This window comes from [Clostridium] ammoniilyticum, from assembly GCF_025566905.1.
In the GTDB taxonomy this organism is placed as follows: Bacteria; Bacillota_I; Bacilli_A; order Erysipelotrichales; family Coprobacillaceae; genus Faecalibacillus; species Faecalibacillus intestinalis.
In genome coordinates this window covers 17,831-30,563 of record NZ_JAOQJR010000013.1, presented here as the reverse complement: position 1 = coordinate 30,563, position 12,733 = coordinate 17,831, and the positions used below count along the sequence as shown (strand labels likewise).

Here is a 12,733-nt window from a genome sequence, read left to right as displayed (position 1 = left end):
ATCATAGTCTCTTTCAAATCACTAAAAAAAAGAAAACCTCGAGAATATCCCAAGGTTTTCTATCAATGATTGTGAGTATATTTTGATATCCTATAAATTAGAATACCCCATTAAATCTTCATCAACTGCACGTGCCACTTCACGTCCTTCTCTAATTGCCCAAACAACTAAAGATTGACCTCTACGCATATCACCAGCAACATACAATTGTTTTTGATTTGTTTGGTAATTTTCATCTGCCACATTTCCTCTTGGTGTAAGTTTTACATCAAAAGCTTTAGCAACATAATCTTCGCAGCCTACAAATCCTGCAGCAATTAAAACAATATCTGCATCTAATGTTTTTTCGCTTCCTTTAACAGGAACCATTTGCATGCGACCTTCTACTTGTTTTGATTCAAGTGAGACAATAACGACTTGTTTTACATTTCCTTTATCATCTTTAATAAACTCTTTAACAGTTGTTTGATAAAGACGAGGATCATGTCCAAAGACAGCAATAGATTCATTTTGTCCATAATCTGTCTTTTTCACACGTGGCCATTCAGGCCATGGATTTGAATCCAAACGTTCATGAGGTGGTTCTGGCATCATTTCTAATTGAATAACTGATTTACATCCTAAACGAATAGCTGAACCAACACAATCATTACCAGTATCTCCACCACCAATAACAAGTACATTTTTACCTTTTGTTTCAACAAAAGTTTGATCTTCTAATTGACTATTAAGTAATGATTTAGTAATTCCAGTTAAATAATCAACCGCAAAGTAAATACCTTTGGCATCTCTCCCTGGTGCTTTAATATCTCTAGCTTTTTTACTACCACAAGCAAGAATAACACGATCAAATTCTTTATATAATTGTTGAACTTGTTTTCTATTTTCAATACCGGCATTTGTTTTAAAAACAACACCTTCTTCTTCCATTAATTCAATACGACGATCAATAATATGTTTTTCAAGTTTCATGTTAGGAATACCATACATTAATAGCCCTCCTAAACGATCTTCTCTTTCAAAGACTGTTATTTGATAACCTCTTTTATTTAATTGATCGGCTGCTGCAAGTCCTGAAGGGCCTGACCCAATAATTGCTATTTTTTTATCAATACGATGTTTAGGTGGATGGGGTTGCATCCAATTGGAAGCATAAGCTGTTTCAATAATTGCATTTTCATTTTCTCTTACGGTAACGGGATTTCCATTTAATCCACAAGTACATGCTGCTTCACATAAAGCAGGACATACTCTTGATGTGAATTCTGGAAAATTATTTGTTTTTAAAAGTCTTTTTAAAGCGGCTTTATAATTTTTATGGAAAATTAAATCATTCCATTCAGGTATCAAGTTGTTTAGTGGACAACCTGATACCATTCCTTGAATCATTTTTCCATTTTGACAGAAAGGAACTCCACAATCCATGCAGCGAGCTCCTTGGCATGATTGTTCATCACGAGATAATGGTTTATGAAATTCATTAAAGTTCTTAATACGTTTTAATGGTTCAACTTCTGTTGATACTTGTCTTTCTATTTCTAAAAATCCTGTTGGCTTTCCCATAATCTACATTCCTTTCTTAAAAGCATTGAATGCTTCTACTTTTGCTTGTTCATTTGTAAGTCCTTGTTGTTCAAATGAACTAATAAGTGACATCATACGTTTATAATCATGAGGAACAACTTTTTTGAAGTGTGCAACTTCATTTCCAAAGTCATCTAAAATCTTTTTCGCAACATTTGAATTTGTATATTGATAATGTTTTTGAATCATTTCTTTTAATTGATCTTCATCATAACGTGATTTCACATTTTTATATTCTACGAGTTCTTTATTGACATGTTCATAGAATGTATTATCTGGATCATAGACATAAGCAATACCTCCAGACATACCAGCAGCAAAGTTACGCCCTGTTTTTCCTAAAACAATAACCATACCACCTGTCATATATTCAAGACCATGATCTCCAATACCTTCAACAACGGCATGTGCTCCTGAGTTACGTACGGCAAATCTTTCACCAGCAATTCCATTGATATAAACTTCACCAGATGTTGCTCCATATAAAGCAACGTTACCAATGATAATATTATCTTCTGGTTTAATTGTTGAATCTTTTGGTGGTACCACAATTAATTTACCACCTGATAAGCCTTTTCCAAAGTAGTCATTACTATCTCCATAAAGATGTAATGTTAAACCTTGAGGAATGAAAGCACCAAATGATTGACCACCTGCTCCATAGCAGTTAACTTTGAAAGTATCTTCTTCTAATGATGTTCCATATTTCTTCGTAATTTCTGATCCAAAGAGTGTTCCAAATGAACGATCGATATTTGTAACATGGACATCAATTTCTTTACCTTGATGTTTATCTAAAGCTTCTTTAAATTGTTTATAAAGAACTGTTGTATCTTTGACTTCATTTAATTTGAAATCATATTCATTATTCTTTTCATGATGACTATGTTTACTAGAAGTAAATGGATTATTTAAGATTTTTGATAAATCAATATTTTTAACATCATCCTTAGGTTCTAATAAATCACTACGACCAACCATTTCATCAACTGTTTTGAATCCAAGCTGAGCCATATATTCTCTTAATTCTTGAGCAATGAAACGCATAAAGTTTTCAACATATTCAGGTTTACCTTTAAAACGTTTTCTTAAAATAGGATTTTGTGTAGCAACCCCTACTGGACATGTATCTAAGTTACATACTCTCATCATAACGCATCCCATTGTTACAAGTGGTGCTGTCGCAAAACCAAATTCTTCTGCTCCAAGTAAAGTAGCAATTGCAAGATCTCTACCTGTCATGAGTTTACCATCTGTTTCAATAACAACACGGCTTCTTAAATCATTCATGATCAATGTTTGATGAGCTTCTGCTAAACCTAATTCCCATGGAAGACCTGCATTATAAACTGAGTTTTTAGGAGCAGCCCCTGTTCCTCCATCATATCCTGAAATAAGGATAACACCTGCACCTGCTTTAGCAACACCGGCAGCAACTGTTCCAACACCAGCTTCTGATACAAGTTTAACTGAAATACGTGCTTCTTTATTAGCGTTCTTTAAGTCATAAATCAATTGTGCTAGGTCTTCAATTGAATAAATATCATGATGTGGTGGTGGTGAAATTAAGCTAACCCCTGGTGTAGAGTGTCTTGTTTTAGCAATCCATGGATAAACTTTACCACCTGGTAAGTGTCCACCTTCTCCTGGTTTTGCTCCTTGTGCCATTTTAATTTGAATTTCATTGGCACTACATAAGTATTCACTTGTTACTCCAAAACGTCCTGAGGCAACTTGTTTAATAGCTGAACATTTACTATCACCATTAGGAAGTGTTTCAAATCTTTCTGGATCTTCTCCACCTTCACCACTGTTAGACTTACCATGTAATCTATTCATTGCAATCGCCATTGTTTCATGTGCTTCTTTTGAAATTGATCCATAAGACATCGCACCTGTTTTAAATCTTCTAACAATTGATTCCACAGGTTCAACTTCTTCAATTGGAATTGATTTTGTCTTTTTAAATTGCATTAAACCTCTTAAGTTTAAATGTGCTCCTTCTTCATCAATCATTTTTGAATATTCTTTAAATAATTGATAGTCACCTAAACGTGTTGCTTGTTGTAATTTATGAATCGTTGCTGGATTATATAAATGTTCTTCTTTTCCTGATCTTTCTTTATGATCACCGGCGCTATTTAATGAAATGTCTACATCTAATCCAAGTGGATCATATACTTGATCATGTCTATATTCGACATCTTTTTCAATATCTTTAATTGTTTTTCCTTCAATACGACTTACTGTTTTAGAAAAATATTTATTCACTAAATCACTTGATAAACCGATTGCTTCAAAGTTTTGTGATCCACGATAAGATTGAATTGTACTAATTCCCATTTTAGAAGCAATTTTAACAATACCATGTAAAATACCACTATTATAATCATCAACGGCTGCATAATAATCTTTATCTAATAAACCTTGATCAATTAAATCAAAGATTGTATCTTGTGCTAAATAACCATTGATAGCTGAAACACCATATCCAAGTAATGTCGCATAATGATGTACTTCTCTTGGTTCAGCTGATTCAAGAATTAAAGCTAAACTGTTACGTTTTTTAGTTCTTACTAAATAAGAGTTAACAGCTCCAACAGCTAATAATGAAGGAATTGGTAAATGGTTATCATCTACTGCCCTATCTGATAAAATAACAATATTACATCCTTCATGATAACGTTTATCTACTTCTACAAAAACACGATCAATTGCTTTTTCTAATGAAGTATTTTTAATATATGTAATATTAACTTCACCTACTTTAAAGCCTTCTTTTTTCAAGTTTTTGATTTTTAAAATATCTGTATTACTTAAAATAGGGTGATTGATTTTTAATAAATGACAGTTTTCTGGTTTATCTTCCAACATATTTCCATCTCGACCAATACAAATACTTGTTGAAGTAATGATTTCTTCACGAATCGCATCGATTGGTGGATTGGTTACTTGTGCAAACAATTGTTTAAAGTAATTAAATAATGGTGGATGTTTTGTTGATAAAGCTGCAATTGGTGTATCATTTCCCATTGCTACAATATTTTCATTACCAGTTAAAGCTAAGTTTTTAATATAGTTTGTATCTTCGTAACTATAACCATGAATCTTTTGTAATTTAGTTAATTCTTCTCCTTCGTATCTTTCTACTCTAATACTAGGAATTCTCATATCTTTTAAATTAATTAAATTGCTTTCCAACCATTCTCCATAAGGTTGTTTTGTTGCATACGTTTCCTTTAAAACGTCATCTTCAATAAGTTCACCTTTAACAGTATCAACTAATAACATTTTTCCAGGTCTTAGTCTTTCTTTTAAAACAATATCTTTAGCTGGAATATCTAATGATCCTACTTCTGAAGATAATACTAAATAATGATCTTTTGTAATGTAATAACGTGATGGTCTTAAACCATTTCTATCTAAGATAGCCCCCATGATGTCTCCATCACTAAATAAGATAGAAGCTGGTCCATCCCAAGGTTCCATAAGTGTAGCATTATATTCATAGAAATCTTTTTTTGCTTGTGACATGCTTTTATCATTTTCATAAGGTTCTGGAATACACATCATGACAGCTCTTGGAAGTTCCATACCTGACATTACTAAAAATTCCAATGTATTATCTAACATAGCTGAATCGGAACCATTGACATCAACAACAGGATATACTTTTGAAGTATCCACAACATCTGTTTGCATGTTTTCTTCTCGACAGAGCATGTTATTCGCATTTCCTTTAATTGTATTGATTTCACCATTGTGAACAATAAATCTATTAGGATGGGCTCTTTTCCATGATGGCATTGTATTTGTTGAGAAACGTGAATGAACTAAAGCAATGGCACTTTTATAACTTTTATCTTGTAAATCTTTAAAGAATAATCGAAGTTGTTGTACTAAGAACATTCCTTTATAAACAATTGTACGACTTGAAAGTGAACATACATAAGTATCTTCAAATTGACTTTGTTCAAAAATTCTTCTCACTTGATATAATTTTCTATCAAAATCTAAACCACAATTTACACCATGAGGTTTTTTAATAAATGCTTGGACAATATATGGCATGGCATCTAATGCTTTTTTCCCTAAAACACTAGGTACAGTTGGTACAGCACGCCAACCTAAAAATTCTAATCCTTCTTTTTTAACAACTGTTTCAAACATTTTTTTGACACGTAAACGTACTTTTTCATCTTGAGGCATAAAGAACATTCCAACTCCATAATGTCCTTTTTGAGGTAATGTAAAATCTTTAATAATCTTTTGAAAATATTCATCTGGTATTTGTGTTAAGATTCCTACACCATCTCCAGTTTCCCCTGCTGCATCCTTTCCAGCACGATGTTCTAATTGTTCAACGATTTTTAAAGCATCATCTACTGTTTTATAAGTTTTTAATCCTTTGATATTAACAACGGCCCCTATTCCGCAGTTATCATGTTCAAATGACTGATCATATAAACCTACATTTTCTTTGTTCATAAAGGTTCCTCCTTTTTTTGTACAGTTAGAATAGCACATTTAGTAATATGTGTAAAGATTAGCGTTTTTTTTATGATTTTCCTAAAAAATAGCTAGATTGTATACATTTTTTAATGTTTTATCAATGATTTGATAATCTTTTTTTAGCAAATTAATAAATTTATTACAAAAGTGAGAAAAAATTTTTTTATTTTTTTTTTATTTATTGGCATTAAATGATAAAAAGAGTAGAATAAATGTAGTATTAATATATGGAAAGAGGAGAAAAATATGGAAGGTATGTTTATTGTCGAAACTTCTGCTAGACATATTCACTTAAGTGATAAAGATTTAGCAACTTTATTTGGTGAAGGTCATCAATTAACAAATAAAAAAGATTTATCTCAACCTGGTCAATTCGCTTGTGTTGAAAGAGTAAAAGTAATTGGACCTAAAGGAGAATTAAATATGTCTGTTTTAGGACCTACAAGAAAAGAAACTCAAGTAGAAATTTCTTTAACTGACGCTAGAAGCATTGGTGTTCAAGCATTAATTAGAGAATCAGGAGACATCGAAGGAACTGCTGGATGTAAATTAGTTGGTCCTGCAGGAGAAGTTGAAATTCCTTGTGGCGTGATTGCTGCAAAAAGACATATTCACTTAACACCTGAAGATGCTGAAAAATTTGGAGTAAAAGATAAAGAAATCGTTAAAGTTGAAATTAATACAGATGGACGTTCTTTGATCTTTGGTGATGTTGTTTGTCGTGTAAGCGCTTCATATGCAACAGCTATGCATATTGATACTGATGAAAGTAATGCAGCAGCTTGTGGTAGAGAAGTTTACGGTAAAATCATTAAATAAGAAAAAGAATGGTTTTAGATATAATTTCTAAAATCATTCTTTTTTTATACCTATAATATCTTACTTCGACAAATTATGATATAATCTTCGTGGGTGATGACATGAAAATATTAGATACTCTTGGAAAGTCAAAAAAGGCTATTGGTGGTGTTATAGCAATTATCGTTTTAGTTATTGCAATCTTTTTTGCAGGTGTTCATTATGCAAGTGGTAGTAACAATGATAAAATTACTTCAACAACCATTAAAAATCAATTAACTGAAATTAATGAGCTTGCACTTTATTCATATGATTATAGTAAGGTAGGAAAATTTTCTAATAAATTATCTTTTAATGGTTGGAAAATTCCTTTAACACAAAAAACTTTTATTATTACATATAATGGATCTATTAAAGCAGGGATTGATTTAAAACAGGCTAAAATAAGTATTGATAATGATCAATTAAATATTACTTTACCTGCAGCAAAAATTTTAAGTCATGAAATTGATGAAAAATCTATTGAAGTATATGATGAATCATCAAATATTTTTAATCAGATAAGTATTAACGATTATAAATCTTTTGCAACTAAAGAAAAGAAAAAAAATGAAAAAGAAGCTATTTCTAATGGTATTTTAGAAAAGTCTAAAACAAAAGCTGAACAAACCTTAACCACATATCTACAGGCTATTCCAGAAATTAAAGATCATTATAAATTAAATATTACAATTGAAGATGCAAAAACCGATGAGTAACAAACTCATCGGTTTTCTATTATTATTTATTAACAGCTTTTTTTAATGCAGAACTTGCTTTAAATGCAGGTGCTTTACTTGCAGCAATTGTCATTGTTTCACCAGTTCTTGGGTTTCTACCTGTTCTTTCACTACGAGTACGAACTTCAAAATTACCAAAACCTTTTAAAGAAACTTTATCTCCTTTAGCTAAAGCATCAGTAACAACTTCAACTAAAGCAGTTACTACTTTATCTACATCAGTTTTTGTTAATTCAGTGCTTGAAGCAATAGCTTCTACTAATTCAGTTTTATTCATTTTTATTATCTCCATTTCTCGAAATTTAGGATAATAAATCCTAGTCATATTCTACTACGTTATCTATTTATTTACAATAAAATAGTATGTAATCAATTATAATTCTTCTATAAATTGTTCACATATTTCTTTGGACGTTGCCCATGATGTAACTAGACGTATACATGTATGTTGGTCATCTATTGTAAACATATACGTTGTTATATAGTTTTTATTTATTTTTTCCAACGTTTGTTGATCAACGATTGGAAATATTTGATTAGAAGGACTTTCAATATACATCTTATAGCCTTTATCTTTGAATCCTTTTCTTAATATATCAGCACATTCATTTTCATGTTTTCCTATTTCTAGATATAAATCATTTTCAAATAAAGCATTAAATTGAACTCCTAATAATCTTCCTTTAGCAAGCATGGCACCTTTTTGTTTAATATGATATCTAAAATCGGTTTTTAATTCATCATTAATAATAACTAAACATTCACCAAATAAGGCTCCCATTTTTGTACCACCAATATAGAAAACATCACTATAAAGCGCCATCTCTTGTAAAGTTGGTGCATCTTTCAAGACAAGTGCACTTCCAAGTCTTGCTCCATCTATAAATAAATATAAATTATTTTGTTGACAGCATTCATAAATGCCTTTTAATTCTTCTAAAGTATAGTACGTACCATATTCTGTTGTTTGTGAAATATATACCATTTTAGGTTGCACCATATGTTCATCAGGATGTTCACGCATGATTTCATCAATCATTTCAGGAATCATCTTTCCATCTTGATGTGGCTTTGTTAAAATCTTATGCCCGGTAAATTCAACAGCTCCTGTTTCATGAACATTGATATGTCCACTATCAACAGCAATAACAGCTTGATAATCTTTTAATGCTGAAGAAATCATAATCATATTTGTCTGTGTACCACCTACTAAAAAATGAATATCTACATTTTCATTTTCTAATATAGCTTTTATTTTATCTTTAGCTTTTTGACAATATTGATCTTCCCCATATCCTACTGTTTGAATAAAATTTGTCTTATTTAAAGCTTCCATCACTTGTGGATGAGCTCCTTCTAAATAATCACTTGCAAAGTTATACACCTTAACCTCCTAAAGAAAATAGGAAACACTGTTTCCTATAATTCTTCTCCATTTGTTTCAATTACTTTTTTATACCAATAATATGAATCTTTTTTGTATCTATTTAAAGTACCTGAATTTTCATCTTCTTCACGATCAACATAAACAAAACCATAACGTTTTTGATATCCGTTTAGCCAGCTTAATAAATCAGTATAAGACCATGTACAATAAGCAAGAACACGACAACCATCATCACATGCTTTTTTAAGTTCTTCGATATGACGTTTTAAATAATCAATACGATATGGATCATGAATTTGTCCATCTTCTAATTTATCAAATGCACCTAAACCATTTTCGGAAATAACGATTGGTAAATCATAACGCGAAGTAATTTCACGACAACACATTCTAATTCCCATTGGATCAATTGTCCAATCCCAATCTGTTGTTGGTAAAAACTCATTTTGTGGTTTTTTATAAAGACCAGGTACACCTTGAACTTTAGCGGTACCTTTTTTACCAGTGTTATTCATTGTATGATCACTACCAACACCATTAATATCATTATATTCAACAACACATGTTTGATAATAGTTCACACCCATGAAATCAATAAGTGAAGCTGCTTTTTTCATTAATGCTTCATCACCTTCTTCGAAGATAGGAGCACATCCTAATGATTTTAAATATTGAATAGCAGCACGTGGATAACGTCCATAAGCATAAGCATCCATCCAATAATAATTTTGTAAATCATCATAGTCCGCTTTAGCCATTGCATTTTCAGGTTTACGATCATAAGCATAACTTGGACTATAAGCAAATGAAGCTCCTACTTTTGCTTCTGGATGAAGTTCTTTTAAAGCTATAACACTTTTAGCATGTGCAATATTGGCATGATGATTGACTTGATAGAATGTTTTCATATCATCTACTTTTCCTGGTGGATGCATTCCTTCTAACCATCCATGTCCTGTAAAGATATTTTGTTCATTCATTGTAATCCAATATTTTACACGATCTCCATATCTTTTAAATAATGTTGTGGCATAATTTACATAATCATCAACAATTTTTCTGCTTTCCCAACCATGATATTGGTCTTCTAAAGCTTGTGGCATATCCCAGTGATAAACTGTAACCATAGGTTCAATTCCATATTTTAATAATTCATTGATAAGATTATCATAAAATTCTAAACCTTTTTCATTGACTTCACCATTTCCATTTGGATAAATACGTGTCCAAGCAATTGAAAAACGATATGTTTTCAATCCCATTTCTGCCATCAACTTGACATCTTCTTTGTAACGATGATAATGATCAACGGCCTTATCACCTGTTGTTGCTTTAAAAGTCTTTCCTGGAATTCTTACAAATTTGTCCCAGTTGGAAACACCTTTACCATCTGCATCCCAGCCACCTTCTACTTGATAAGCAGCAGATGCACTTCCCCAAAGAAAATCTTTAGGAAATCCTTTTGTTTCTTTAAAATACATTCTTTTTCTCCTTATTTCATATATTTTTTGATAAACTGACTTAATGTTTGTTTAAAGTCATCGTTTTCAACAAGTTCATATAAGTATTTTTCATCTTTTAAGACAAACAATACTTTTTCTCCTCTATTTTTATTATATAGCGGATAAACCATCTTTAATGGTACAAAATCGTCATCTTTTGCATGAAAATACAATGTAGGTATATCATTGTGTCTAACATATTTTGTTGTATTTTCTTTTAAATCAATATGCACAGCTTTTTTAATATGGCGTGCAATAATTGAAATTGCTGGATATTTTGAAATCTTATAATCTGCTTCTAAACGATATCCAATAATATCATATGGTGACGTATAAGCCCCATCTGAAATAATAGCTTCAACATTTTTTAAAACATGTCTACCTGAAGCATTTAAAATTGTATTTGCTCCTTGTTCTTTACCATACATTAATATTTTATGATCTTTCCCATAAGTTTCTAATAGGTACTTATTCCAACATACTAAATCATTGACATCCTTGATTCCAAATCCTCTAATATAACCATCACTTTGTCCATGTGCACAAGCATCTATTAATAAGATTTGTGCTTCTGGCAAATGGTCTTCAAAATATGGAACATATAATTGCATATCTTTTGCCTGTAAACCAAATGGATGTGAAATTAAAACTGTCATTTGAGGGTTTTCTTTAGGAATCAAAATTCCTCTTAATTGAATATCTTGGTCATTTTTTATATAAATATTTTGACTATTGAATTTTGTTTCTAAAATACTTGGTCTATCTTCTTGTTTATGATGTCTGTATAATAATTTTTTTGCATATTTTTTGGATAATGTGTAAACAGATGCTGCTGCAGTAGAAACACCTCCTAAAACTAATAATCCTTTAATTGCTGTTTTATTATTCTTTACCATTTGAATATTCCTCCTTATATTCTTCCATTAATAATCTATTAATATTAGCTACCTGTTCAAATGAAGTAAGACGATATTCATCATGATTCATCCTTGCTGCATAGAAACGAATTGCTTTTTCTAATTCCAAACGCATAATTTCTTTATATTCTGGTGGAAATGTTGAAATTGGAAAACATACAAATAAGAATGTATTATAATCTTTTGAAAATAAATCGATAAGTAAATCATATCCTTCTATTTCTAAAATTCTATTTCCTATTTCTTTTTGTAAATCATGATTAGCAAAAGTCAACACATCATTCATTACAAAACGTAGAATATCTTCACATGCATCAATATATTGTTCATGATTATTTTTATAAAGTGATTTGAGATATGAAATAACAATATTATTTTCTAACTGATCTGGATTTAATCTTTCAAAATGATTAAATAATCTTTCAGCAACTTCTTTATTCAATAAAATAAGGTTTCCAAATTCTTTTATAATTGAAAGTGTAAATCTTGGCATTTGACATAAGCGCTCAAAGATTTCTAATAATTCATCTTTAGTTGATTTAAAAAATCCATCTATATGATTTGTCATTTTCTTTATGGTCTCTTTAAAATATTCTAAATGAAATTGATATTCAGTATCTAAATATTTTGCATTTACTCCATCCCATTCATATTCATATAAAATTTTATCTAATAAAAGAGCTATTGAATCCATAAATTTTTTATAATTTTTATTATATAATAATCTATCTAAATATGGATTAAAAAATGTATAAAATTCATCAACAGTTTCTTGGTTTGTACCAGAATGATATTCTAAGTAATCTAGAATATTTCGATAATCTAAAGGTTCTAGTATTGTATTAACTGTATGTGTTTCAATAAAATGCTCAAAAACATGACAATGTAAAATTGTTTTAAATTGATTAAAATAAAGAATCTTATTTAAAGCATCTTTTATAATGTATTCTTGTTCTTGTTCATGAAGATTAACAGAAAATGTTGGTACGATTTCATCTCCAGAATAATCTATAGTAACAAATACATCGATTGCTTTAAATTGAATATCTAAAATATAATAATGAAATTTATGTTCAAATTTTTTTGTTTGTACTGCACTATGACACCTGTATCTTCCTATATATGTGCTTTTATGGGTTTCTAAATATTTTTCAATACATTTTCTTGCCATCATTTTTTCTCCTTTATATTCTTATTTTACCATTTTTGATTATTGATGAAAACAAAAAAAGGAAATCAATCAATGAGTTTCCT

9 protein-coding genes are annotated in these 12,733 nt (G+C 30.3%); 2 read left to right on the top strand and 7 right to left on the bottom strand.

All coding sequences use genetic code 11. From position 1 onward, the window contains the following. Positions 1–90: 90 nt before the first annotated feature. Both OCV55_RS11210 and gltB read right to left on the bottom strand, forming a co-directional pair. Positions 91–1,563 (bottom strand): glutamate synthase subunit beta, encoded by a 1,473-nt coding sequence (locus tag OCV55_RS11210; RefSeq protein WP_147580647.1) that lies wholly within the window; start codon positions 1,561–1,563, stop codon positions 91–93. A 3-nt stretch (positions 1,564–1,566) separates the two neighbouring features. Beyond that, positions 1,567–6,072, bottom strand: coding sequence for a glutamate synthase large subunit (gltB, locus tag OCV55_RS11205; RefSeq protein ID WP_147580646.1), 4,506 nt, complete (start codon positions 6,070–6,072; stop codon positions 1,567–1,569). Between the two features lie 270 nt (positions 6,073–6,342). Here gltB and OCV55_RS11200 point away from each other — a divergent pair, with 270 nt between their 5' ends. Then, complete coding sequence (locus OCV55_RS11200; protein ID WP_032089461.1) at positions 6,343–6,915, top strand: PduL/EutD family phosphate acyltransferase; 573 nt, start codon at positions 6,343–6,345, stop codon at positions 6,913–6,915. A gap of 101 nt (positions 6,916–7,016) precedes the next feature. Continuing rightward, complete coding sequence (locus OCV55_RS11195) at positions 7,017–7,652, top strand: DUF4230 domain-containing protein (protein WP_032089460.1); 636 nt, start codon at positions 7,017–7,019, stop codon at positions 7,650–7,652. 22 nt (positions 7,653–7,674) lie between these two features. On the opposite strand, the gene OCV55_RS11190 is transcribed toward OCV55_RS11195, so the two are convergent. From OCV55_RS11190 to OCV55_RS11170, 5 genes are all read right to left on the bottom strand, one after another. After that, positions 7,675–7,950 carry an HU family DNA-binding protein gene (locus tag OCV55_RS11190; protein WP_022001382.1) on the bottom strand — a complete coding sequence of 92 codons (276 nt, stop codon included), beginning with the start codon at positions 7,948–7,950 and terminating at the stop codon, positions 7,675–7,677. Positions 7,951–8,046: 96 nt separating this feature from the next. Beyond that, positions 8,047–9,057, bottom strand: a complete 1,011-nt coding sequence (locus OCV55_RS11185; protein ID WP_147580645.1) for a threonine aldolase family protein — start codon at positions 9,055–9,057, stop codon at positions 8,047–8,049. Between the two features lie 35 nt (positions 9,058–9,092). Then, a complete protein-coding gene (locus OCV55_RS11180) occupies positions 9,093–10,541 on the bottom strand; it encodes a glycoside hydrolase family 1 protein (RefSeq protein WP_117850641.1) in 1,449 nt (482 codons plus the stop codon). A gap of 11 nt (positions 10,542–10,552) precedes the next feature. Then, the gene (locus OCV55_RS11175; protein ID WP_117480822.1) at positions 10,553–11,458 is read right to left on the bottom strand and encodes an alpha/beta hydrolase; all 906 of its coding nucleotides are present in this window, start codon (positions 11,456–11,458) and stop codon (positions 10,553–10,555) included. Then, the gene (locus tag OCV55_RS11170) at positions 11,445–12,650 is read right to left on the bottom strand and encodes a hypothetical protein (RefSeq protein ID WP_147580677.1); all 1,206 of its coding nucleotides are present in this window, start codon (positions 12,648–12,650) and stop codon (positions 11,445–11,447) included. Before OCV55_RS11170 ends, OCV55_RS11175 begins: the two co-directional genes overlap by 14 nt. Positions 12,651–12,733: the final 83 nt, after the last annotated feature.

Coding starts and splice junctions, on each gene's coding strand:
- OCV55_RS11170 (WP_147580677.1), bottom strand. CDS start 12,650: ATGGCAAGAAAATGTATTGAAAAATATTTAGAAACCCATAAAAGCACA.
- OCV55_RS11175 (WP_117480822.1), bottom strand. CDS start 11,458: ATGGTAAAGAATAATAAAACAGCAATTAAAGGATTATTAGTTTTAGGA.
- OCV55_RS11210 (WP_147580647.1), bottom strand. CDS start 1,563: ATGGGAAAGCCAACAGGATTTTTAGAAATAGAAAGACAAGTATCAACA.
- OCV55_RS11195 (WP_032089460.1), top strand. CDS start 7,017: ATGAAAATATTAGATACTCTTGGAAAGTCAAAAAAGGCTATTGGTGGT.
- OCV55_RS11200 (WP_032089461.1), top strand. CDS start 6,343: ATGGAAGGTATGTTTATTGTCGAAACTTCTGCTAGACATATTCACTTA.
- OCV55_RS11180 (WP_117850641.1), bottom strand. CDS start 10,541: ATGTATTTTAAAGAAACAAAAGGATTTCCTAAAGATTTTCTTTGGGGA.
- gltB (WP_147580646.1), bottom strand. CDS start 6,072: ATGAACAAAGAAAATGTAGGTTTATATGATCAGTCATTTGAACATGAT.
- OCV55_RS11190 (WP_022001382.1), bottom strand. CDS start 7,950: ATGAATAAAACTGAATTAGTAGAAGCTATTGCTTCAAGCACTGAATTA.